The sequence below is a fragment of the bacterium (Candidatus Blackallbacteria) CG13_big_fil_rev_8_21_14_2_50_49_14 genome, from assembly GCA_002783405.1.
Classification (GTDB): domain Bacteria; phylum Cyanobacteriota; class Sericytochromatia; order UBA7694; family UBA7694.
Map to the genome: position 1 here is coordinate 24,348 of PFGG01000073.1, position 23,832 is coordinate 48,179.

Annotated in this window: 24 protein-coding genes; 15 read left to right on the top strand and 9 right to left on the bottom strand. The window is 46.3% G+C overall.

The window, feature by feature from the left end; genetic code table 11:
- Positions 1–67: 67 nt before the first annotated feature.
- The 3 genes from COW20_20555 to COW20_20565 are packed head-to-tail and all read left to right on the top strand — an operon-like array spanning position 68 to position 2,298.
- Positions 68–1,462 (top strand): hypothetical protein, encoded by a 1,395-nt coding sequence (locus tag COW20_20555; GenBank protein PIW45324.1) that lies wholly within the window; start codon positions 68–70, stop codon positions 1,460–1,462.
- A gap of 55 nt (positions 1,463–1,517) precedes the next feature.
- Positions 1,518–1,898 carry a hypothetical protein gene (locus COW20_20560; protein PIW45325.1) on the top strand — a complete coding sequence of 127 codons (381 nt, stop codon included), beginning with the start codon at positions 1,518–1,520 and terminating at the stop codon, positions 1,896–1,898.
- A gap of 4 nt (positions 1,899–1,902) precedes the next feature.
- Positions 1,903–2,298, top strand: coding sequence for a SecC motif-containing protein (locus tag COW20_20565; protein ID PIW45326.1), 396 nt, complete (start codon positions 1,903–1,905; stop codon positions 2,296–2,298).
- Here COW20_20565 and msrA read toward each other — a convergent pair.
- On the bottom strand, positions 2,291–2,830 hold the full coding sequence (gene msrA, locus COW20_20570; GenBank protein ID PIW45327.1) for a peptide-methionine (S)-S-oxide reductase: 540 nt from the start codon (positions 2,828–2,830) through the stop codon (positions 2,291–2,293). The genes COW20_20565 and msrA overlap by 8 nt on opposite strands.
- Before the next feature lie 3 nt (positions 2,831–2,833).
- Positions 2,834–5,044: a penicillin-binding protein gene (locus COW20_20575; protein PIW45328.1), complete on the bottom strand. Its 2,211-nt coding sequence runs from the start codon at positions 5,042–5,044 to the stop codon at positions 2,834–2,836.
- Positions 5,045–5,200: 156 nt separating this feature from the next.
- On the opposite strand from COW20_20575, the gene COW20_20580 reads away from it, so the two are divergent.
- The 3 genes from COW20_20580 to COW20_20590 are packed head-to-tail and all read left to right on the top strand — an operon-like array spanning position 5,201 to position 7,915.
- Positions 5,201–6,163, top strand: a complete 963-nt coding sequence (locus tag COW20_20580; protein PIW45329.1) for a multidrug ABC transporter ATP-binding protein — start codon at positions 5,201–5,203, stop codon at positions 6,161–6,163.
- On the top strand, positions 6,160–6,936 hold the full coding sequence (locus COW20_20585; protein PIW45330.1) for an ABC transporter permease: 777 nt from the start codon (positions 6,160–6,162) through the stop codon (positions 6,934–6,936). Before COW20_20580 ends, COW20_20585 begins: the two co-directional genes overlap by 4 nt.
- A 4-nt stretch (positions 6,937–6,940) precedes the next feature.
- On the top strand, positions 6,941–7,915 hold the full coding sequence (locus tag COW20_20590) for a hypothetical protein (protein ID PIW45331.1): 975 nt from the start codon (positions 6,941–6,943) through the stop codon (positions 7,913–7,915).
- Between the two features lie 5 nt (positions 7,916–7,920).
- Here the strand turns inward: COW20_20590 and COW20_20595 are convergent, their stop codons facing one another.
- Positions 7,921–9,477 carry an ATPase gene (locus COW20_20595; GenBank protein PIW45388.1) on the bottom strand — a complete coding sequence of 519 codons (1,557 nt, stop codon included), beginning with the start codon at positions 9,475–9,477 and terminating at the stop codon, positions 7,921–7,923.
- Between the two features lie 70 nt (positions 9,478–9,547).
- Here COW20_20595 and COW20_20600 point away from each other — a divergent pair, with 70 nt between their 5' ends.
- Entirely contained in the window at positions 9,548–10,015 is a 468-nt protein-coding gene (locus COW20_20600) for a hypothetical protein (protein ID PIW45332.1), read from the top strand.
- A 22-nt stretch (positions 10,016–10,037) separates the two neighbouring features.
- Here COW20_20600 and lepB read toward each other — a convergent pair whose 3' ends face one another.
- The 4 genes from lepB to COW20_20620 form a co-directional block, all read right to left on the bottom strand.
- Positions 10,038–10,646, bottom strand: coding sequence for a signal peptidase I (gene lepB, locus COW20_20605; protein PIW45333.1), 609 nt, complete (start codon positions 10,644–10,646; stop codon positions 10,038–10,040).
- 79 nt (positions 10,647–10,725) lie between these two features.
- On the bottom strand, positions 10,726–12,633 hold the full coding sequence (locus COW20_20610; protein ID PIW45334.1) for a hypothetical protein: 1,908 nt from the start codon (positions 12,631–12,633) through the stop codon (positions 10,726–10,728).
- Positions 12,634–12,702: 69 nt separating this feature from the next.
- Positions 12,703–13,233 (bottom strand): TIGR00730 family Rossman fold protein, encoded by a 531-nt coding sequence (locus tag COW20_20615; GenBank protein PIW45389.1) that lies wholly within the window; start codon positions 13,231–13,233, stop codon positions 12,703–12,705.
- 53 nt (positions 13,234–13,286) lie between these two features.
- Positions 13,287–14,663, bottom strand: coding sequence for an NADP oxidoreductase (locus COW20_20620; GenBank protein ID PIW45335.1), 1,377 nt, complete (start codon positions 14,661–14,663; stop codon positions 13,287–13,289).
- 494 nt (positions 14,664–15,157) lie between these two features.
- On the opposite strand from COW20_20620, the gene COW20_20625 reads away from it, so the two are divergent.
- Both COW20_20625 and COW20_20630 read left to right on the top strand, forming a co-directional pair.
- The gene (locus tag COW20_20625) at positions 15,158–15,892 is read left to right on the top strand and encodes an SAM-dependent methyltransferase (GenBank protein PIW45390.1); all 735 of its coding nucleotides are present in this window, start codon (positions 15,158–15,160) and stop codon (positions 15,890–15,892) included.
- On the top strand, positions 15,889–17,322 hold the full coding sequence (locus COW20_20630; GenBank protein PIW45336.1) for an rRNA methyltransferase: 1,434 nt from the start codon (positions 15,889–15,891) through the stop codon (positions 17,320–17,322). Before COW20_20625 ends, COW20_20630 begins: the two co-directional genes overlap by 4 nt.
- A gap of 78 nt (positions 17,323–17,400) precedes the next feature.
- Here the strand turns inward: COW20_20630 and COW20_20635 are convergent, their stop codons facing one another.
- On the bottom strand, positions 17,401–18,264 hold the full coding sequence (locus tag COW20_20635) for a hypothetical protein (GenBank protein PIW45337.1): 864 nt from the start codon (positions 18,262–18,264) through the stop codon (positions 17,401–17,403).
- A gap of 368 nt (positions 18,265–18,632) precedes the next feature.
- Here COW20_20635 and COW20_20640 point away from each other — a divergent pair, with 368 nt between their 5' ends.
- The 6 genes from COW20_20640 (at position 18,633) to COW20_20665 (ending at position 22,768) form a co-directional block, all read left to right on the top strand.
- Positions 18,633–19,625 (top strand): hypothetical protein, encoded by a 993-nt coding sequence (locus COW20_20640; GenBank protein PIW45338.1) that lies wholly within the window; start codon positions 18,633–18,635, stop codon positions 19,623–19,625.
- Positions 19,626–19,698: 73 nt separating this feature from the next.
- Positions 19,699–20,028: a hypothetical protein gene (locus tag COW20_20645; protein PIW45339.1), complete on the top strand. Its 330-nt coding sequence runs from the start codon at positions 19,699–19,701 to the stop codon at positions 20,026–20,028.
- The gene (locus COW20_20650) at positions 19,983–21,014 is read left to right on the top strand and encodes a hypothetical protein (protein PIW45340.1); all 1,032 of its coding nucleotides are present in this window, start codon (positions 19,983–19,985) and stop codon (positions 21,012–21,014) included. The genes COW20_20645 and COW20_20650 overlap by 46 nt, the downstream gene beginning before the upstream one ends.
- A complete protein-coding gene (locus COW20_20655) occupies positions 21,014–21,730 on the top strand; it encodes a 2-oxoglutarate oxidoreductase (protein ID PIW45341.1) in 717 nt (238 codons plus the stop codon). Before COW20_20650 ends, COW20_20655 begins: the two co-directional genes overlap by 1 nt.
- A gap of 6 nt (positions 21,731–21,736) precedes the next feature.
- The gene (locus COW20_20660; GenBank protein ID PIW45342.1) at positions 21,737–22,237 is read left to right on the top strand and encodes a hypothetical protein; all 501 of its coding nucleotides are present in this window, start codon (positions 21,737–21,739) and stop codon (positions 22,235–22,237) included.
- Positions 22,238–22,768, top strand: a complete 531-nt coding sequence (locus COW20_20665; protein ID PIW45343.1) for a hypothetical protein — start codon at positions 22,238–22,240, stop codon at positions 22,766–22,768.
- Between the two features lie 28 nt (positions 22,769–22,796).
- On the opposite strand, the gene COW20_20670 is transcribed toward COW20_20665, so the two are convergent.
- On the bottom strand, positions 22,797–23,831 hold the full coding sequence (locus COW20_20670; protein PIW45344.1) for a deoxyhypusine synthase: 1,035 nt from the start codon (positions 23,829–23,831) through the stop codon (positions 22,797–22,799).
- Between the last annotated feature and the right edge of the window lies 1 nt (position 23,832).

Here is a 23,832-nt window from a genome sequence, read left to right on the forward strand (position 1 = left end):
AGAATGACGAAGCCTGCGCTTAAATCAGTTAAACTGAACTATCTGATCCTCTGGAGGAATAAACTTTATGCCACCCCCCCTTCATCTTCCCGATCACTTTGAGACAGAACTGAATGCCTATATCCAAGACCAGATCGAAGAGCTGGTTCAGAATTTGTTTGAGTTGGTGAGCATTCCCAGTATCTCGAAACTTCCAGAGCATGCCGAAGACTGCCAACGTGTACTGGAAGCCGTCGCTAAAATGGCAGCGAAGTTCGGTTTCAGCTATAAAATCACTCAAACTCAGGGCTTGCCTGTTTTTACAGCCTGGTTGGAGCAAAATCCAGAAGCCCCCTGGATCACAATCTATAACCATATGGACGTACAACCGGCTGATGAGCCCCAATGGGAAAGCAGCCCCTTTGAACCACTGCTCAAAGACGAACGCATTTATGGCCGCGGCAGTACCGATGATAAAGGCCCTGCGCTCACCACCTTGTATGCCATTGCCTTTCTCAAAGAAAAGGGCTATCCACTTCCCAATATTCAGTTGATTTACGAAACAGAGGAAGAAAATGGCAGCAAACATTTTGGTCAGTTTTTGGACAAAATGCAGACTGAGTTAAAAACACCCCGTTCAATTTTAGTCAGCGATACCATTTTTGAAGGGGATCATCCCGCCTTGACTTACCGTTTGCGTGGCTTGCTGCAGGCAGAAGCAGAGCTGATTTCTGGGTCACAGGATCAACATTCCGGCATGGTAGGGGGTGTGGTTGAAAACCCACTCAATCTGCTCGTCAAAGCACTCGCCACCTGTGTCGATGAATCCGGAACGGTGACAATTCCTGACGTCACCGCCCCTGTTTTAAATGCAGAAGAACAGGCCGCCTTAGAAAAAACAGCAGCTGTGTTTAATTTGGAGCGCTTACATCTGGATACCCACGGTTCGCGCTTTTATACTGAAGACACACGCGAAATCATTGAGCGAATCTGGTGCCGTCCGACCTTTGAAATTCATGGTTTTGAGGGCATACAGACCACGCCAGGCATGATCAAGTCAGCTCTGCCCTACCATGTAAAAGCCAAGCTTACCCTTCGCCTGATGGCAGAACAGGACCCAAACCAGGTCTTAAAAGCACTTGAAAAACATTTACAAGCCAGCCATCCTGATATTCAGGTGCATGATCGGGGACAATTGCGGGGTTGTAAATCAGATCTGGATTCTCCAGCCATGCAAACCGCTGCAGCAGCCTGCGAATTTGGTTTTGGCAAAAGTCCGTTAATTGTAGGCAGTGGCGGCTCGATTGGCGCCTTGCCAGAATTCCAGCGAATCTTTCCGAATTCTCCCCTGGTGCTGATTGCGCAAAGTCTCATGTCAGACCATTACCATGGCCCCAATGAAAACTTTCGCATGAGTCAAATCCGCAATGGGATCCGCACCATGGCAGCTTATCTCTACGGGCTCGGTGCTGGAAGCGAGTAGGGATCTCGTGCTATCATACCCGGCAAATGCAAGATCTGAAGGAGTATCTCTTACTATGAAAACTTGGCTTCTGTCCCTTGGGTGCCTTTCATTGCTTTTGTTTGCCGCATGCAACAATGCAACAGCGCCCACATCCACAGCCTCTCCCTCAGCAAGCCCAGCGAGTGGAAGCCCAACAACAGAAAAAGTAAGCTTTTCTGTTGCCAATCAGATCATTCAACAACGTTGCTCAATGTGCCACTCTGCCGCAGGCGGCCAAAGCCCCCGGGCGGGCGTAGCCATGGATACACCCGAACAAATCAAAGCAAGAACAGAGCGCATCAGAGCCCGTGCCGTCAGCACCCAAAGCATGCCGCAAGGCAATGCCACCCAAATGACGGAAGCAGAAAGAAAAACCTTGGGGGATTGGATTGCACAAGGGGCTTCCCTGGAGTAAAGAGATGTCAGCTTGTCCATGCCATTCTGAAAAAAAATATGCGTCTTGTTGTGAACCCTTTCACGCGGGTCAGGCCTGGCCTGAAACCGCAGAAGCTTTGATGCGTTCCCGCTATAGCGCTTATGTGCTGCGCAAGATTGATTATCTGCTGAAGACCCGGCATCCACGTCACCAGGAAACCAAAGAGCGTGAAAATATTGAAAAATGGGCAAATGCCGTTGTTTTTTATAAACTTGAAATCCTCAATTGCTCACAGGGAAAAGTCCAGGATAAAACCGGCAAAGTAGAGTTCAAAGCACACTATAAGCTGAATGGCGAAGATGGACTGATTCACGAACGCTCCCGATTTAAGCGTTACCAAGGTCATTGGAGCTATTGGGATGGTGAAATGCTCAACTGATCGGTTTCAGTCGATCTCCAAATTTTTGCTCAAGTTTGCGCAGCTTGGGCGGAATGGCAAAAGAGCAGTAGGGCTGGTTGGGATTGTTTGAATAATAATTCTGATGGTAGTCTTCAGCAGGATAAAAAACACCCAAGGGTACTATTTCTGTGACGATTGGTTTGGGCCAAAGTTTTGAGGCCTCTGTGGCCTGCAAAGAGACCTCCGCAATCTTTTTCTGTTCCTCAGACCCATAAAAGATTGCTGAACGGTATTGGCTGCCAACATCATTGCCCTGTCGATTCAGGGTGGTCGGATCATGGGTATGCCAGAAGACTTCAAGCAAATCAGCAAACGAAACCAAAGCAGGGTCATAGACGATCTGAATCACTTCAGCATGGCCCGTTTGACCTGAGCAAACCTGTTCATAAGTAGGGTTTGAAGTTTGACCTCCTGTATAGCCAGAGACAAGACTTAAAACCCCCTGAAGTCTTTGAAAAACAGCTTCTACACACCAAAAACAACCGGCGCCAAAAGTAGCTGTTTCTGGCATCAATTATTCTCCTGCTGCCTGTCCGGTCGCACTGCCACCTTCCATACGGCCCGAACGGGAGGTTGAACGTTGCAGACCTGTCATGCGGCCAGAGGGCGCTCTGTTCTCAATATTTTGAGGGACCACCGCTCTTGGAGCCGTATTGCGAACGCGTACCCGCACTTGGGAACTGGTATCCAATTGAGACTCCGTGGTTTGTTGACGGGCACGGGCCGCCGCCGCTGCGGTAGCCGCTAAACGCGCTTTTTTCTTTTTTTCATCTTCATCTTCAACTTCAGCACTGGAAACAAAAGATCCTTTGCTGTAGAGGCGTTTACGCCGCAAAGGCAGTTCTTCAGGAAATTTCTCTGCAGGACGGCTCTTCAATGCCTCTACCATAAAATCTTTCCAGATAGGCGCGCAGAAAACGCCCCCGGTTGCCCCATACATACGAGTGGGAGTATCGTTGCCGACCCAAATCGAAGTGACCAACTGAGGGGTATAGCCCATAAACCAAGCATCCCGGTGACTGCTGGTCGTTCCCGTTTTACCAGCCACCTGATAACCCGGGATATAGGCTGCCGTGGCGGTACCCCCGGTGACGACGGCCATCAGGGAATGGTTCAGAGCGCGAACAACATCTTGATCTAAAACCTTTTTGCCCTTGGGTTTGGCATTGTCCAAAATCACATTGCCATTCTTGTCTTCAATGCGCACAATCGGCGATGCCATATTTAAAATGCCATCATTTGCAAAGGCCGAATAAGCCTGGGCCATTTCAAGCGGGGTAATTTCAGAGGCCCCCAAAGCCGAGGAAAGAAAAGGACGCACTTCGCTTTTAATGCCCAAACGCTTGGTCATTTCAATCACCTTATCAATGCCCACCTTGTCCATGACTTTCACAGCCACCACATTGACTGAAGCCATCAAGGCAGTGCGAATCGTCATGGCTCCACGGTAATTGCGGCCATAGTTTTGCGGGCTCCAGGTGGTTCCTGGCCCCGTCTTATAAACAGTCGGGCTATCCATTTCAGTGGTATAGGGGGTATAGCCATTTTCAAACGCAGTCACATACACAAAAGGCTTAAAAGAAGATCCCGTTTGGCGTTGAGCCTGAAAAGCACGGTTAAATTCATTTGCGCCATAGCCAAATTTAGTTCCCCCTACCATCGCCACCACGTGTCCGGTTTTGGCATCAATCGAAACCAAAGCACCCTGTTGAATATTATAATTTTTTAATTTTTCAAGGTGGTCATTGACGACTTTAACGGCATGGTTTTGTGCTTTTACGTCAATGGAGGTATAAATTTTAAGGCCTTTGGTTTCTAATTCCGACTGACTGTACAATGTTTTCAAATAATCCATGACATAGGTCGTGAAATAGGGGTGTTGCATGCCTCTGCGAATGCCATAGAGTTTGATTGGCTCAGACTTTGCTTTCTCAGCGTCTTCTTTGGTAATATAACCACTCTCAACCATTTTACGCAGGGTTTCAATCTGACGGGTTTTCGCCATTTGATAGTTCCGATAGGGTGAAAAAGCTTCAGGCCCCCGAATCAAACCGGCTATCATGGCAGCCTCAGCAATTGTCAAATCCTTACAGGATTTACCAAAATAAGTTTCTGCAGCCGCTTCAATGCCATAGGCATTGTGCCCCCAGTAAATCAAATTGAGATAGAGTTCAAGGATCTGATCCTTTGAAAAAGTTTGATCGACCTGTACAGAAAGTACGGCCTCTGCAGCTTTACGAGCATAGGAGCGTTCTGGGGTAAAGAACAGGTTTTTCACGACCTGCTGGGTAATTGTGGAGCCCCCTTGAACCGTTTCATTGCTATCCATATTGGCTTTTACAGCACGGGCAATCCCGATGGGGTCAATTCCCGTGTGCTGCTTAAAACGGGCATCCTCAATGGCGAGTACAGCATTGCGGACATGCGCAGGAATTTCTTTTAAAAGGATCACTTTGCGATTTTCTTCGCCAAAAACCTGTTTCAAAACCGTACCGTCAGAGGTCAAGATTTCGCTACGCTCATGGGGATCAAAATTCCCCAATTTCCGCACATCAGGCAAACTTTGCAAACGAAAATAAGCACCTGTGGCAAGGCCACCGGCCATCGCAAGAATTAAAAAAAGCAACGCCACAAAGAATTTTAAAAAAAGCACGAGAATGAATACTGTGATTTTTTTTGTTTTGGATTCAGGGTGTGGCTCGGTTATCGAAACTGAGGAACTCATCAAAGGCCTCCAACTGCATCTCAGGCCATTATAACATCACAAAGATTCATGCCATCAGGTGATCGGTCACAACCGATATATGCTATTTAACCCCTATCTGGATACCAAAAGGGTATAATGCTAGTTAAAAATGGCTGAAGTGAGTATTGAATAGCGATGGATCCACACACAGCAGCAATTGATATTCAGGGCCTCACCAAAACATTTCATGTGGGTTTCTGGCGCAAACGCGTAGAAGTTTTAAAAGGCGTTGATCTTCAAGTCTTTCCAGGTGAAACCTTTGGATTATTAGGGCCAAATGGCGCAGGAAAAACAACCACAATCAAAACACTCGTAGGTTTGGTCAAACCTGATGGGGGCGAAGTACATGTACTCGGCCAACTTCCCTCAAATACGCGTAATCGTTCTCAAATAGGTTATTTGCCTGAACACCCTTCCGTTTACGGCTATTTGAGTGGTTATGAATTTCTAAACCTTTGCGGAGACTTTTTCGGGCTTTCAGCCCGTATCCTGAAACAACGGATCCCCATGCTTCTGGATCGGGTTCAACTCTCTGATTTCTCTGCCCGCAAACAAATCAGAACCTATTCAAAAGGCATGATGCAGCGTCTGGGCTTTGCCCAAGCCTTGATCAATGATCCTCAACTTTTATTATTAGATGAACCCATGTCGGGTTTGGATCCTTTGGGACGACATGATGTCAAAGAACTGGTACTCGATCTTAAACGTGAAGGCCGAACGATTTTATTTAATTCGCATATTCTTTCCGATGTCGAAGCCATTTGTGACAGAGTGGGCATCATGGCTGATGGAAAAATCGTACTCACAGGAAAAATGCAACAACTCTTACGTCCCATGGACAATCTCTACCATATGCAAATTCATAAACTTGATAAATTGGGACATACCAATCTCAAACGCCTGTCTTTGCGGTGCATTGAGCAAAAGCCTGGCATGGTAGAGGCTACTTTTAACAGCTTGGATAAAGCCTTAAAAGCCTTGGCGGTCGCGCGCCAATCGGGGGGAGAATTGATTGAACTCAAAACACATTATCGCAGCCTGGAAAACCTCTTTGTCGATGAAGTTCAAAAAGCCCGCCAGACAGGAGGAGAAGAATGAGAAGTTTTCCGCTTGCCCTCAATACTCTACGTGAAGCTATTCGCGATAAAATTCTCTATGTCATTCTGCTTTTTTCCTTTATTCTGATCTCATCAGGCATTCTGCTCAAATCGCTGAGCTTGAATCAAGAAAACAAAATCGTCTTGGATCTGGGCCTTTCAAGCATCAGTATCTTTGGTTTGATTATTACGATCTTTGTAGGCACCAACCTGCTCAATAAAGAAATCGATAAAAAAACTATCTATTTATTGCTGAGCAAACCCTTGAACCGCTCAGATTTCATCCTTGGAAAATTTATGGGGCTATCGATCATGCTGCTGATGATTGTGGCCTCGATGGGCATGGCTTTCTATCTTGTGCTTTGGTATACCTCTGGGGGGCTCAGTGGCATTTTGCCAATCTTTGAAAGCAGCGCCCAAGCCATTCTCTTGATCTATATCGAAATGGTACTTTTAACGGCCCTTGCCATCTTTTTCTCGACCTTTGCAACGCCTGTCATGAGTGCAATCTTTACTCTTGCAGCTTATACCATCGGCCATATGAGCAATGATATTGTCAGTTTTGGTAAACTCTCACAAAGCCCCCTGGTCGTTCAATTGACACAGTTTATTTTTTATCTTTTGCCTGATCTTGAACGTCTCAACTTGAAGAACCATTTAATGAGCCATGCCGTTTCTGCTGAAATTTTTGGGGGAAGCATCGCTTATGGTCTGATGTACACCCTGGGCTTACTGCTGTTGAGCATGGTGATTTTCGACTTTAAGGAATTTTAGTCAGATGTGGGCACGTACATGGATAGCCATTCTGTTTATTGGTGCAGCGAGTCTGACCCACTCCCTGCATTTAAATCAGATCAAAGCCCTGCCCAAAGATAAAAACAGCTTCGATCAGCTGTACTTACCCGATCCTGCTTTTCTGAAAATCACTGCTTTGGGGCATCAAAGCTTGTATGCAGATCTGCTCTGGTTGCAAACCATTCAGTATTACGGTGATCGTGAAAAACAGGGAAAACCCTCCCCCTATCTTTACCGCTATTTTGATGCAATGACGACACTGGATCCTGATTTCATCAATCTTTACACCTTTGCAAGCTACGTCATGGGTGAAGACAAAAATTTGCGGGACAAAACCATTCAACTGCTCCAAAAAGGGATGCGTTTAAATCCGGATAACTGGCTCATCCCCTATCATATGGGATTGTTTTACTATCTTTACTATAAAGACTATGAAAATGCTGCCAAATATTTTGAACACACGAGTAAATTGCCCCATGCGCCCGATTTTGCAGCGCGCATGGCCGCCCAACTTTACCGCAAGGCAGATCCCCTCAGCAATTGCCAACTTTCGCTGCAACTTTGGTCTGAAAATATTCAAAATGCTTCTGAAAAAAATCTCAAGGAACGCGCCCAACGCCATTTTATTGAAACAGCCACACTCTGTGATTTAATTCGGATTGAACACGCTATTAAAGCCTTTGGCACACAAATCGCAGCTCAGCCCAAACCGACCCCGCTACCGCCTTTGCGCAGAGGTTTTCGGAGACCTCAGCCAACAAGTGTAGCTCCCAGCCGTTCCATTTACCCCCGCAGCCTGGAAGAATTGGTGCAGGTTGGCTTGTTAAAATCCTTGCCTTTGGATTTTTATAAACGCCCGTACCTCTATGATCCACAAACAGGCAAGGTCAAAGTACAAGACTTGCCATGGCCCGTCTACGATATCGACTTACAACCCTATCTCAGTAAAAAATCGTAAGCGGTTTACTCACCCAGGACCATCTCTTGTGGGTCACCCGAAGCCGGTCGGGCACGGGTTTGCGCCCACTGTCGCAAAGCATCAATGGCTTCGCGCATGGTATGTGAAAGCGGAACTGATTGACGAATGGTATTGATTAAATCCTGATTCTGGAGTTCGCGACGACTGTCAAAACTGTCATATAGCGCAGAGATCACAACCTGTTCGATTTCCGCACCTGAAAACCCCTTCGATAGATCAGCCAACAATTTGACATCAAAAGATTGAGGATCCCGACCACGTTGCTGAAGATGGATTTTAAAAATTTCCATTCTCTCGCGTTGGCTGGGCAAATCCAAAAAGAAGATCTCATCAAATCGACCTTTTCTCAAGAGTTCTGGAGGCAGAGCAGAAATATCATTGGCGGTTGCAATCAGAAAAACAGGCGCGGTTTTTTCCTGCATCCAGGTCAAAAAACTCGACAAGACACGGGCAGTGGTGCCTCCATCTGAGAAATTAGAACTGTGAACCCCACTCATGCCCTTATCCAGTTCATCAAGCCAAAGCAGGCAGGGAGCAATGGATTCAGCGGTTTTAATCACGGTGCGAATATTCGCCTCTGAAGAGCCCACCAACCCCGAAAAAACACTGCCAATATCCAAACGCAAAAGGGGCAAGTTCCAAAGCGCAGAAACAGCCTTGGCCACCAGACTTTTGCCAGAACCAGAAACGCCAATCAGCAAGACTCCTTTGGGGTGGGGCAAGCCGTAATTGCGTGCATTTTCTGAAAACGCCAGACTGCGCTTGCTCATCCACGATTTTAAATGATCCAGCCCCCCTACTGAGTCGATGGTTGCCTCTGGAGAGAAATACTCCAAAATACCACTCTTACGAATAATTTGTTTTTTCTCAAGCAAAATAATAGGAATATCTTGAGGATCTATTCGTCCCTTGGCAACTATCGCTTTTGCAAATACATTTTCAGCCTCAACCAATGTCAATCCTTGGGCTGCCTGCAGGAGTTTCTCACGATCTCCGGTCTGAAGATTGATTTTGACATTGGGATTATTGCTAACTGAGTTGATAATATCATCCAGTTTTTTTCCCAATTCGGGAAGATTTGGCAAAGGAAAATCGACCATGGCCATATCTTTTTCCAATTCTTCAGGTACACGGGGAACAGGGGAAAGAATAATGATCGTTTTAAAGCTGGTCTTGAGCGCAATGGTTAAATCTCGTAAGCGACGAATCACACGGGCGTCGTGCATAAAGGGATGAAAATCCTTGAGAATAAACAGGGCTCCCTTTTGGTAACGCTCAATATAGTCCAGAGCGGCAACAGGGTCTTGGGTATTTTCAAAAAGTTTCTTGGCTGCACTGCCAGCTTCTAAATTTTGAATCCCTTGGGTAATCGTCCAGTTAAAAATGGCCTTGTTTCGGCTGCGTGCGATTTCTATTAGTAGATTTTCTACTCTTTTTTCTTCCCAAGACACAACATAGATCAAGGGATAGCGTGCCCGAATCATGACATGGACTTCATCAATCAGAGCATTGGTTTCATTGCGATTCTTTTGATTTTGCATAATACCCATTTTAACGCACTATTTTTCCATCAAGAGGTATTTTTTTTTCGATTAATCGATTATATAATAAATGATATTACCTACAAGATATATTGTTTGCATAAATCACTCTAAAATAAGCGGGCCTAGATCTATGAGTCGAATTCACTGTAACCTATCCAATCTGCGCAAGCAGAAAAATTTGCGCCAGACCGATCTCTCCAAAATGACTGGCATTTCTCAAAAGGCCCTGAGCGAGCTGGAAACCGGCAAATCCAAAGGCGTATCTTTCAGTACCCTGGCTAAACTTTGTGATGCGCTTGAAGTCACGGTCGATCAAATGTTCGAAATCTCTTTGGAGCATAGCAGTGGTGCACCTGCGATTATGCTGATCACCAAACCCTCCTGTTCCTTCTGTGGCAAGAATGAACAGGATGTAGAATTGCTGGTAGTGGGCAAAGGCAACCCACGTACGCCTGTTTATATCTGCTCAGAATGTATCGATCGCTGCAATAAATTGCTTGAAGAGGATCGCAAGATTCGGGGCGTAAAACACTGAACCCAGGCTGAAAAAGAAAACTTTAATCCAGGGTACCAATTCGTTTCAAAGGCCAAAATCGAAATGCCGCGTGTCCAATAATATTTTTAGTGGGCAAAGTTCCCCAGACATGACTGTCCATACTGTTATTGCGGTTGTCCCCCATCATGAAAAAATTATTTTCAGGAATTTTCACCGGGGGCATATCATAGACGGGAGGCTCTTTGATATAGGCGCTTTCTTCAAGTGCTTTGCCATTGATCCAGACTTTGCCGTCCCGTACTTCAATCGTTTCTCCTGGAAGCCCAATCACCCGCTTGATATAGGCAGGGGTTGTAGAAAAGCCCAACCATTTCAAGGTATTGGAGACTGGAGATTCTTGATTTTGGGTTTCAGAAGGGGGATAAAAAACCAGAATATCGCCGCGCTTATACTTCTGTGTATAATTCGAGATTTTTTCAACAATCAGCCGATCCTGAACTTTTAAAGTCGGCAACATCGATTCCGAGGGTATATAACGCGGTTCAGCAACAGCAGCGCGCGTGATCAAAGCCAGTCCCAAAGCCACAACCACCGTCTCAACGGTTTCGCGTGCCTTTGACTTTTTGGGCAACGCCTTTAAAGGTGCGTCATTTGAATCTAACTCTTGCATGACTTCATTATTCCCAACTTACCTGTTTCTATGTTTTTACTATAACGCAATTCGAAGCCTGGGGAAAATGACTTGCAGCTCAAGGTAAGATTAACTCCGTCAGAATCGGTCGATGATCCGTACTGCCTTCAGTGGCAGGAATCTCTTGGTTTCGCAAACTGAATTGAGAACTAAAAAAGATATAATCAATGCGTTCCTGAGGCTGAAGCGAAGGAAAAGAAAGTGTCTGCAAAAGCTGCTTATTTTGACTGAAAACAGGGTGTGCCAGTTTCAACAAGGACTGCACTTCAGCCGAATCAGGATGGGCATTAAAATCACCAATCACAATCCAGGGATTTTGGCTTTCACGAATCCAAGTCTGAAGTTCTTGAACTTGGGCTTCTCTGACTGGATTGGGAGGCGGCAGATGACTTAAATGGGTAACATACACATCTATTTTATTTTTACCTACTGCCAGGGTCGCTTTTAGGCAAGAGCGTCTGAGCATATCTTTGGCCTGATAGGTTCGCGTTTCAGAACTGAGAATGGGGAAATGAGTCATCAGGGCATTGCCAAAGCCATAATTCGCATCGGCATAGCGCCAATGTCCTGGCATCGCCTGTTGATAGAGACGGAACAAATCTGAGTAGGCCCCTGAAGTATGTCCTTTATTGACTTCCTGAATACCCAATATATCTACGGGATGGGCTTTCAACCACTGCACATGGGGAAAAGGGTCAAAACGATAGGTATCTGTCCAGCCATAGCGTATATTGGTCGACATGATCCGCAAAACAGGTTGAGCAACGGCTTGAGCGAGATCCGAACGCTCACGAATAAACAGAGCTAAAATGCCGGGCAGAAAAAAACAAAACAAGCTGAAAAGCCAAATTCTTTGCAGGCGGCCCGGTTCAAAAGGCAGTGAATTATTTTTATACTCTGCAAGCGCCAAAACAGCGGAGACCATCAACCAGGCCAGCCAAAATCCTTTGGGATTTGATTGAAGTAAAAAAATCGCCAGAATGAGCAAAAAAGCGACGAAGCCCAATTGCAAACCCCAAACAGGAAAATAGTCCTGTTTGCTTTGACTAAAAGCCTGATAACGGGTCAAATACACCAACCAAAACAAACCCAATCCAAAACTACCCATAAAATGTGCGGCCAAACCTGTAGCCAACTGATACTGAACCAAGAGTATACAGTACAAAGAGACTGCCAAAGTAAAACTGGCAATGGGAATGACAAAGAAGCGTTTCTGTTTCAACCCCAGAAATACAAACCAGGCCACAGCACAGCCCAAGATCAAGGAGAGAAAGTATACGGAGGCCTGATAATCTGAGGTGCGCGCACTCCAAATATGCAGATTGTAGATTAAACCCACACTCAGTCCTAAGAGTGGCCCCAATGGCAGACCATAAAACTCTGCTAACCAGAGCGGCGATGTTTTCTCAGATTCAGATACTGTTTTCAGAGGAGCGGGTAGAAAAAGTGTGGCCAAAGCAAAAATCAAAACTGTGATCCAGGCCAAGGGACTGCCTTCGTTTAAAGAAGGGGGGAAAAAAAACAAGGCAAGCCCCTGATTACTGACACGACTGCCAAGATACAAAAATACTGAAAACATCAAGGCTATAAATGAAAGACTTGGATGTTTAAAACCCGAAAAGTTTCTAAATATGGCCATCAAAGCCAAACCACTGACCCAGGTCCCCGCCACAACCGCCCAGGCGAAAAACTGCGTGTCCCGATTGAAACTGATCGCTAAATAGAGCGCAAACTGTATTCCCACCAAAATTTTTAAAACGGGTCCCTGTGGCAATCGCCAAAAGAATAGGCGATAGGCCAAAGGAGCACTAAAAGCCAAAAGGGCAGTCAGAAAAATTCGAACAACCAAAAGTGAAAGACCCGCCCAGCCAAAATAGAAGGTGGTTGAGATAACAGAGAGAAGAATCCCCGTAAAATCTAAGAGCAACCAAAAAACCAATAGCAAAGCGGGGGGTAAACAATTCATTTTCAGCCTCACTGCGGGGGTTCAATCTCCGTCACAGCATAACACAGCTCAAATTCAGACGCACCTGCGTCAGTGCATTGCCGCCAGGAGAGACTCTGGCGTTTGAAAGACTGTCAAATCTGTTCCCAATGGATAAACCAAACCCGTTTCTTCTCCTTTGGACAGAAAGCTGAGCAAATCTTGATAATAATCAGCACTGTTTAGGATAAAACTGGGCTTGGTATGCAAGCCAATCTGGTTCCAGGTCAACATTTCAAAAAGTTCATCCAGGGTTCCGAGGCCACCCGGCAGGGCCAGAAAAGCATCAGATAATTGCGCCATGGTCTCTTTACGTTCAGACATCGTTTCAACCTGAATTAATTGGGTCAAGCTCCGATGGGCACGCTCCCGCGCAATCAAGAGTCGCGGCATCACGCCAATGACTTCTCCACCAGCATTGAGGCAGGCCTCAGCAACCTCACCCATTAAGCCTATTTTACCGCCACCAAAAATCAGGCGAATTTCAGCTTGGGCCAGCCCACGTCCCAAGATTTGCGCATGCTCAGCAAAAAGAGGATTTTTCCCCGATTGAGATCCACAAAAGATACAAAGCGATTTTATTTTTTTCATAAATTCTGAATCCCGGCAGAGTAAAAACTCTGCCGGGAATTAGCTTAGACGCCAACAGCCACTTCAGCGCTGTTTAAAACAGACAGCATGTCAGCAACCGACGTAAATTTCTCACGGGGTTTGCCCACTTCCTGGCCCTTGGCAATTTCTGCCGCATCAATTTTACGCCAATCCTCAAAACTGACCACACGCACCTGTCGCTTGTGCAAAAGCTCAAGTACGGCCGCAGTATGGGGGGTGGCACAGGCAGGCAAAGCATCCAAATCTGCCAGGAGAGACTCTACGGTTTCATAACTGCAGGGTTTATTGGTGCCTATCACGCCTGAGGGACCTCGTTTAATCCAGCCAGCAACATATAAACCATTTTCAATTTTGCCTTTTTCGTTGGGAAATACACCCCAACTTTCATGAAAGGGAACACCCGGCATGGCCTGCCCCTTATAACCTACGCTACGGAAAAGCAGACCACAGGGCAGAACACGCTTTTCACCGGTTCCACTGGCTTTTTGCTTACCTGCTTCTCCCGAAAGCGCATTGCGCTCCAGAACAACTTCCTGCAAACGCCCTTCGCCGCGTAATTCAACAGGACTGTAGAAAAACTCAACATGCAAACGACGGGCTTTGCCTGTTTCACCTTTTTCGGCAAGTGCCCTTAAGATTTCCATATTTTTGCGGTTATGTGCCTTATCAGCCAATTGCAATTCAGCTTCACAGACAGGGCCCAATTGCATATCACGCGGATTTACCAGAGAATCACAGATCTCCAATTCACCCAATTCTTTGGCTTCCTGGGGCGTAAAAGCGGCTTGAGCAGGGCCACGGCGACCGATCATATAGATATCTTTGATCTTGCTTTCAGCCAAGGCCTCCAGCGCGTGCTTTGCAATATCTGTTTTCTTCAATTCATCTACAGACTTTGAGAGAATCCGGCAGACATCAATCGCTACGTTTCCCTGTCCAATAATCACAGCGGTTTCCTGAGACAAATCAAAGACACGATCGCGGTATTCAGGATGTCCGTTATACCAGGCCACAAATTCAGTTGCAGTATGGCTTCCAGCCAAATCTTCACCGGGAATGCCCAAGCGACGATCCGATGAGGCCCCTGAGGTAAAAATCAAGGCATCATAAAAGGTCTTGAGTTCTTCAACGGTGATATCTTTGCCAATGGTGACATTTCCAAAAAATTGGAAGGCCGGGTTGCTGGCAATTTTCTCATATACTTTGGTTACATTCTTGATCTTCTGATGATCAGGTGCCACCCCACTGCGCACCAGTCCAAAGGGAACTGGAAGTTTTTCATACATATCGACAGTCAGGGTTTTATCAGATTTAAACAAAGCCTCAGCGGCGTAAAAGCCACTGGGACCAGCGCCAATAATGGCAACTCTTAAAGGGCGTTCGGGGGTTCCTAAACTCATGATACGAATTCCTCAATCTTAATATCAGTTCAAAAAATGTCTTGCCTTTTATCAGGGAGAATCTCCTCCGGCAAAGCATTTGCCGATCGGCCAAAACACTTCTGTCAGTTTACACCAATTTTATTTGTAATTTTTGCACTTGGGGTGTTGATTTAATATTTTAAAAGACCTATAATCAGGGTAAGGAAGTAAAGCAAACAAAACCAAAGACCACATTTTGAGAGTTATTTAGAACTCTATTTAGCAATTTAGTAGTCTTTCTGTTTTGATCGCTTTTTTTCGGAACGGATCGCGTTATGAATTAGGGCTAAACACCTAAGCAGATTGCCCGCTAAGTGGCAAAGAAATGCGTACCCCGACCGGGCACTTCCGACCGATGCCCATTTTTTCAGACCAATAAAAGGTTTGTGAAAATGGGCATTCTCCATTTTGCCAGAATGGGCAGATGAAGCGTTACAATGGCAGAAACAGAACTCTGCCAAAGGAAAACAAAGATGGTTCTCAGTGGCCCCTTTTTTTATGATGATCCGCAAGTCTTTTCAAACTATATGAGCCGTCGAAACAGTGAAACCAGCGCTAATGACACCCTTGAAAAACCTATCTTAATGGAATTGCTTCCCCCCCTTGAAAACAAAGATATTCTGGATTTAGGTTGTGGTGAAGCCACCCTGGCCGCTGAATTACTCAAAGCCGGAGCCCAAAGTTATTTGGGGCTGGATGGTTCCGCCAATATGGTCAAACTGGCGCAACAGGAACTGTCTGGAAAAAAAGCGCGGGTGGAGCAGGCTTTTCTTGAAAACTGGGATTATCCTACTGAAAGCTTTGATTGTGTCATTTCAAGATTGGCCTTCCACTATATCGAAGATATTGAAGCCCTCTTTGCAAAAATTCAGACCACCCTGCGCAAGGGAGGGCATTTCGTTTTTTCTGTTGAACACCCTGTGATTACTTCGCATCAAATCAGCATGAAAGAAGGAGGCGCTCGTCAAGACTGGCTTGTAGATCGCTATTTTCACACGGGCAAACGCGAATATCCGTGGTTGGGCGCCCCGATTCTTAAATACCATCGTACCGTCGAAGATTATTACCAGGCCCTGCGCAAATCAGGTTTCCAAATCCTGGATTTGCGCGAATCCAAACCCCGCCCAGAACTGTTTCAAAACCGCAAACTCTATGAACGCCGGATGCGTGTTCCGCTCTTCCTGCTGCTGAAAGCAGAAAAACCATGACCCGCTGGCCCGCCGAATTTAAAGCCCAAATGCAAAAACTTCTGAATGAAAAGACAGAGGCTTTCTTTGCCGCGCAAGCACAACCCGCTCCTGTCAGTCTGCGCATGAACCCCTCAAAACTAAGGATCTCCTCAGCGCAAGACAATCTTCACCAGGTGCCTTGGTCTCAAACCGGGCTTTATCTTTCCGAACGCCCTGTATTCACCTTGGATCCCCGCTTTCATGCCGGAGGTTATTATGTGCAGGACGCTTCTTGCATGCTACTTGAAGCCATCTATTTACAACTGCCTTTCAAAACTGAAGCCCTGAAAGTCTTGGATTTGTGCGCCGCACCCGGCGGAAAATCAACCCATCTTGCCAGTTTGATTTCTCGAGAAGCTTGGCTGATCGCCAATGAGGTAGTGCCCGCCAGAGCCCGCATTCTGGCTGAAAACATTGCCAAATGGGGTGCAGAGAATGTCTTTGTCAGTCAGAATCAGGCCAAGGACTTTCAAAAACTGCCCTTTCAATTTGACCTGATTCTTGCCGATGCCCCCTGTTCAGGAGAAGGGCTCTTTCGCCGCCAGACAGAGGCACTCGAAGAATGGTCGCCGGCACAGGTCCTGCAGTGCGCCACGCGCCAAGACCAAATTTTAGAAGAGATCTGGCCCTGTTTAAAACCCGGCGGGCTCTTGATTTATAGCACCTGCACCTGGAACAGCTCAGAAAACGAAATGCTGCTTCAAGCCTTTCAACTGAAGCATGATTTTGAAAACCTGGAAATGCATTTTCCCCCAGAATGGGGAATTGACTGTTCAAAGGAAATGCCACTATATCGCTGCTACCCCCACCGTTTAGAAGGAGAAGGGTTTTCATTCAGCGTCTTGCGGAAGCCTGAATCTACGCCCCCCCACTCTCACCCCCCCAAGGAGTTGAAACGCCAGCAAGCAAAAAAATCTGAAGCCCCAGTCAATCGGGTGCATCTGGCTCAAGTCACTGAATGGGTTCAAGCAGCTGAAGCACAGGATTTTATAACCGAAAAAGAGCAGATCTGGTATTTACCCTCACGCTTTGCCCATGAATTTCAGGAACTGAATAAGGCCTTAAAATTGCTCTCAAAGGGCATCTTCAGCGCTGAAATCAAAGGAAAAGATCTGATTCCAGCAGCCCCTTTGGCCCTGTATCCAGGACTCAGGTCAACAAACTTTCAAATTCGAGAACTGAGCCTAGAGGAAGCGATTGCCTATCTCAGCCGAGAAGCACTTCCCGGCCAGGGAAAAGGCTGGCACCTTTTTTGCTACCAGGGCTTGGCACTGGGATGGGCCAAAGCAACGGCCACCCATTTTAACAATGCCTGGCCCAAGGAATGGAAAATTCGCCAACGCTTCGCCAATATTCAACTTGAAGAAAATTTAAGTCACTTGCCTGACTTTCAGTCAATTCGAACTTAAGCCGCTTTGGGTTAGCGTCACTTCACACTTAAGCCATGAAAAAAGCCCCTTGATAGAGGCTTTTTTATAAGATTGAAATCAGCGAATCAATTGCAAGGTATCATCCACTGTACTGTTAAAGACAGACATGACTTTACCGATCGCACTGTAGAGTTTTTGGGCCAGAGAGAGCTCTGGCACAGCCAAAGTCAATGAAGCGTTGGAACCTTCCAGGGCAAATTGTTTAAGCGCTCCAGAGGCGCGTCCATCGATAGGTGTCGTGGCCGTCGCACCGACCACATTGTTGGGATCCGAAGGCAAACGGAAATGTGTGGCCCCAAATTCAGAAAACTCCATAAACTGTGGAGTGGTAATCTGTACCAGACCAGGAGTCGCTGCTGCTGTGCTGAGAAGAAAAGTAGGATCGGTCATTTGGGTCGGCGTCGCCCTGACCAACTCAACATCAGCCGGACCATTTTTAAAATTAAAACCTGTCGCGCAATTCACAACATAATTGCCATAACTGTCTCGAAGATAGTGAAAACCATCTGCTTCTAGAGGCCCCCAATGAAACTCACCATCACGCGTAGCCAAAAGTGTCGAGAAATTTTGTGCTGTTCCCAATACATTTAAGGCACCGCTCACGCGCCTGTCCACCAAAAAGAAATTATCACGTACTTTTTCTACAGCGAAATGGGTAATTTCGTTAGAAGCAACCACGGTACCGGCACTGAAATCGATAGAAGTCTGTACAATGCCAAGCGTTTGCTCCCCAATGCTGGTTCCCATCATGGGGGATGCAGTATTGGCGTTCTCTACAACACCAATCCCTTCGAACTTGGTTTTGGATTGCTTAAAACCGACACGGCCTGCGCCACCCATATTGGCATTGATATTTGAAATCCATGTATCGATTGTGATCAGGGATTTTACAGCGCTGAAACCGATATCTCCGATACCCATACTGCTATCCTTCCTGGCTGAATTGAAGTGAATCTTTTTGGACAACTCAAGGCAAAAAATTTGCCATAGGTTTTATTATAGCTTATTTTCGCAAGAAAAAAAGCTGCCCTGAAACTCAGGGCAGCCTCAGTGAGCTGCATAAACCCTCAAAACTCTAGCTTGCTTCTAGCTTGCAGCCTTGTTCGGCTTTGAACCTTTGGGGTTCATGAGTTTTATTCTATCGCCTCAGAAACCCAGCCCACAGATCCCTGCTCACAGGCAGAATGTGATCTTCGTCAAATTGAATGTGGTAAACTCCCAAGTGAAAGGGATGCATGACAGCGCCCTTGCGTGTGGTGCATCCCCCAAAACTTTGGAGGTACTTCACGATGCGTTGCAAAATAATTCAAACCTTAATAGCTATAGCACTCTTGGCAGGGTTGGCAAGTCAATCCCCCCTCAGAGCTGAAGAATATCCACCGGCCTTAAACTACGATGATTTTATTGAAGCCGTCAAACTTGACACGCAAAATGCAAAACTCTATTTTGCGAACAAGGTCTTGAGCGTGCATGTCTATCTTCCCGGAAGAAATGTCCAGGTAAGAACTGATATCGCAGACAATAACGGAACACTTCTTTTGAGCAGCGAGCATCTTCACACCTATAAAAATGGTGCTGCCCTGGGTGAAATCAATACCTGGCAAAACGCCTGCGAGGGCGGGAAATGTATCTCAAGCCCCAATTCAATCACACTTAAACCCGGTTTGTATTGGATGATCTTTTCTGAAAAAGGCAAAATCTTTTCGGCTGAATGGTTTGAAGTCAGATCCTATAAACAAGGAGAAGGTCGTTTCGCCAAAGGAGAAGTCTTTTACAGTTATTTGCCCCAAACTCAGATGGCCCGCTTCCATTTTGCCTCAGATGGTCAATTATTGATCGATGCTGGGTTTGCGGGAGAAAAAGAAGTGGGCGATCAAAGCTCAATCACGAAAAAAATGCTGGTCACCTTAAAACACAATGGCAAAGTTTTTGCAAAACAGCCGGGCAAAGAACCCCACAATATTACTCTTTACCCCTATACCACTCTTGAAACCCTTCCGATCAGCAAAGCAGCCAATAATTCAATCATTAAAAAAGCCGACCTGAAAGACGGCAATTATGAATTGGAGATTCAATTAGATGGCAAACTCTACCGAAAATTTATTTTTCAATGGAAAGGTGGGAAATTCGTGACACAGGGTCGCCAAAAAGACAACATGCGCCCAACAGAACAGATGATTGTCTCTGAAAATTCAAGCTGGTTTTGGAACAGCCTGACGCAAGAGCCAAAACGGATAGTTCCTGCCATCGATCTGAGTAAAACAGCTGAAGGAAGCCATTAAATTTTAGCCTAAGACTCAAACTTCCGAATGGGAATCCTGATATAATAGACACCTAAATACCAGGGTTTAACAGATCTATCAGGATTCCTCAGTGGAAGCAAACCCAGAAAAAAACACAGTTGAATTGAATCGGGAACGCTGTAAAGGCTGTTATCTTTGCCTGAACATTTGCCCGAACGCACTTTTCTCAATTGATAAAAAAGCCAATAAAAATGGTGTTTTTCCTGTTTTGATGGAAAATGCAGATTATTGTTTGAACTGCCAACGCTGCGTAGAAATCTGCCCCGATCAAGCCTTGCTCTCTCCGGGTCACAGTCAGCTCAACTGGAGTGGAATAGTCTACTGGGCCAGCTTTCAATGGCATCAATTCCACTTGCAACGCAGGGGAAAATACAAAACATGATCGTCAAGAACCATCTGCGTCCCATGGCCGGCTACCAGGTCGTCATTGAAGCCGCTCTCAAAGCAGGGGCGCGTTCTTATTTCGCCTCTCCCTCTCCTTACCACGCCCTGTTGCTCAATGAAGGTGCACATCGCTTTCAGGAAAACCACGGCAGTTTTATTCAGGCAGAAAGTCCTGCTGCCGCCCTCTCCATGGCCTATGGAGCAGCTTCAGTCGGAGCTCTGCCTCTGGTCACCTGCAATGAACAGGATTTTCTATCCATGCAAGAGGTTTTAAGTTACGCCTGTCTGAATCAAAAAGCAATGGTCATCGTAGTGCTTGCCAATGGGGCGCCAGGGCAACAGAGCAATCAACTCTCATTTCAATCTTTGCGCTATTTCTTTTCACCCATGATGGGTACAGGCCAACCTTTGCTGACACTTTTGCCTTCCTCTCACCAAGAACTCTGGAATCTTACCGGACGCGCGTTCAGCCGTTCACTCGAACGATCTCAGCCCGTACTTCTGCTGATGGATCCGCTGCTCTTACAAGCCGTATCTGAAGTACGAATGACATCCCATACTTCGACTTTCCGCCAACACAAGCTGAACACGCTTGAAAATAACGAGCGACTGGCACTTGATTTAGAGCAAGAATTATGGGATCAGGATTCAAACCATCTGCTCAGTGATCTTCCAGAAAGCCCGAAAATCCTCTGGCTCGCCGCAGGCCTCTTGGGACATTGGATTCAGAATTTAAAAGAACCCGATTGGGGCACCCTGATCCCCCAAAGCCTCTCCCCCTTTCCAAGCAAAGAGCTCCGAAGACAGCTCAGGGAATATCCTGAGGCTGAAGTTTTCTTGGTTGAATACAAAGATACTGCCTGGTACCGACAGGTTCAATCCTTTTTTACCGATCTGAAATTTCGCCAACTGAGTTTGCCCTCCCCCCCCGAATCTGTCGGATTAAAAACCCAGTTAAAAAAGGCCTTGGAGCAAACAAATTGATGTCAGAATTTGAAACTCCCTATTGCCCCGGTTGCTCTCACAGTCATTTACAGGGTTTGCTTGCTGAAATTTTTTCAATCGAGACCTGGAAAGATCGTTTGGTGGGCGTGGTTGGCCCGGGTTGCAGCCAAGATTTGGGAACCCATTTTCGAATCCCCATCATTTCATCGCCCCCTGGAATGGCACCCGCAGTTGCAGCAGGCATGAAACGAACCAGCCCTGATCGCCTGGTCTTTACCTATCAGGGAGAAGGGGATTTGGGCAGCAGAGGTCTGGATGCTTTGATGCATGCTGCATTGCGCGGAGACTCGATTACCGTGATCTGCCTGAACAATCAGGTAATGGCAGGTTCAGGGGGGCAAATGAGCGTCAGCTCCCGACCCGGTCAAATTACAACCTCAACCCGCCTGGGACGCTCTACCGCCCGTTCAGGCAAAGCCCTGCGTTTGGCTGAAATGGTCGCACGTCTGCCAGGTGTTGCCTTTTCACAACGTGTTGCCTTGCATACCCCTGATTTTGTCAAAAGAACCCGCCTGGCTTTACGTGAAGCCTTTCATTTCCAAGAAAACGGACAAGGACTTGCTTTTATTGAAGTCATGGGAATGTGCCCTCCCTATTGGCACGAAACGCCAGAAGAAGCACGTCTGACACTGGATAAAACCCTTTTGAAACATGCACCCGCGGGCATCTTCCGCAGTGTGACCCTGATTCGCTGAAATCCCATGGAAAACCAACCCCATTATCGGATCTGGATCAGCGGCAAAGGCGGCCAGGGTATTAGCTTTTTGGGAGATTTGCTGATTCATGCTTTTATTGCGGAAAAAAAACATGCGCGCTTAGAGGTTTCATCAGAATGGGCGATTCGCGGCGGTCTGGTGATCGCCCGTGTTTTTGCAGATCCCGCACCCGAAGCAACCTGGGCAGCCCCTGAAAACTTTAATATTTTACTTTCTCTCGATCCTGGCGCAAAATGGATTCCTGAGGCACGAGATACTGAAGCCCTGATCCTGAACAGTTGGGATTCTGGAGCCTACGCCTTGGCGCACCAGCACAAGGCCCAGCAAATGCTCAATCTGTTAATGCTTGGCTATTTACTGAGTAAATGCCCCCTCTTTTCAGAAGACACAGCGGCATGGGCTTTAAAACAAAGTTTGGGACCGACCCGCTTAAAAGCCATGCCCTTAAATCTTGAGATGCTTGAATTCGGAGCACAATTAGCTTAAATGGAAGATATTCACGAAATAAAACCCTTGATGAACCTGGACTTTCCCTGGTTGCCCTTCCTGGCCACCCTCAGTCTCATGATTGGCTTGATTTTACTCGCAGCCTGGATACTTCTGCGAATTTTGCGTGGCCGCAAAGCCCCAGAATCCGATGAGGCGCACGAAGAAAACATCAAAGAGCCGCAGACCGTCCGTGATGAAGCTTTGGCTGCACTTGAAAAACTTGCAAATTCAAATTGGATTCGTCAGGAACAGTCCAAACTTTTTTATTTGGAACTTGAAGCAATTTTCAAACACTTTTTAGAGGGTTTGCATCTACAAGCCGTAAGCAGTTTTACAGATCAGGAACTTAAAGATTTTCTCAAGCAATTGCCTCAGGTAAGCTGGGAAAATTCAGGTTTTGAAACCCTTTTAAATCGTAGTCTGATGGCACGTTTTGCCAAAGGGCAGGTTTCAGGTCAGGCCATGCAAAATGATCTGGAAAATCTGCGCAAATTTATTCAAACTTACGCAGAACAAACAATCCCCTGACCCCAGATTTGGGGTCAGGGGAAATAAGCTAGACCCTTGCCAATTTTTTTTGAAAAAGCGTATTCCAGCTTTTGAAACTGCGGTTTTCCCAGGCATGCTGGTGATAGACATAGCTTGCAAGCAAAGGCAAAGTCAACGTCAGTTCAGAAAACACCATCTGTTCATGAACCGTATCCACTTTTCCCCAGGAGCAGGCCTCTTTTAAGGTCGATCCTGAGAGTGCACCATCCCGCTCATCCGCCACGGTCAATTGAATTGCATATTTATGCATACTGACTTCTTTGCCTAAAATATCTGCAGCCACAACGACATCTTGGGTAAAGTTCTTGGGCACACCGCCAGCCAGCATGACCAGCCCGGTTTCAGCTGCAGCGATTTTGATCTGGGTCAGTTCGCGAAAATCGCGCACTGAATCAATTGAAACATGCTGATCTGGATTTTTTTCCTGATGGTAGACCAGGCCAAAACCGGCACTGCAATCAGAGAAAGCAGGCACAAAAATCGGGATATTCAACTCAGCAGCCGTGCGTACAATTGAATCTTCGCCCAAATCCTTTTCAATCAGATACTGGCCCATGGCATGAATAAATTCACGCGAAGACCAGGCACGGGGTTCCAATTGATCGGCAATCTGAGCAATCGTATCATCACAGATCCGCAACTGATCCTCATCGATATAAGTATCATAGATGCGATCAATGCCCAGCTCACGCATATTCTGATCATCGACAAAAGGTGAGCCCTGCCAATGTTTAAAACCAAGGGCCTCAAAGAAATCCTGATCGACAATATTTGCACCAGTCGAAACAATCACATCGACCAGACGATTTTTAAGTAAGTCCACAATAATTTTTTTTAAACCCGCACTGACCAAAGACCCTGCCAGGGTGAGGATAATCGTACACTCCTTGTCTTCAACCATCTGTTGCCAAATATCGGCAGCACGGGCCAGATTTCTCGCCTGAAAAGCCATGCCACGATAGGCATGGATTAAAGGTGAGGCATCAAATTGAGTGATATCCACATGTTGCACGGGATTTTTTAAATACTCTGATTTCTGCATA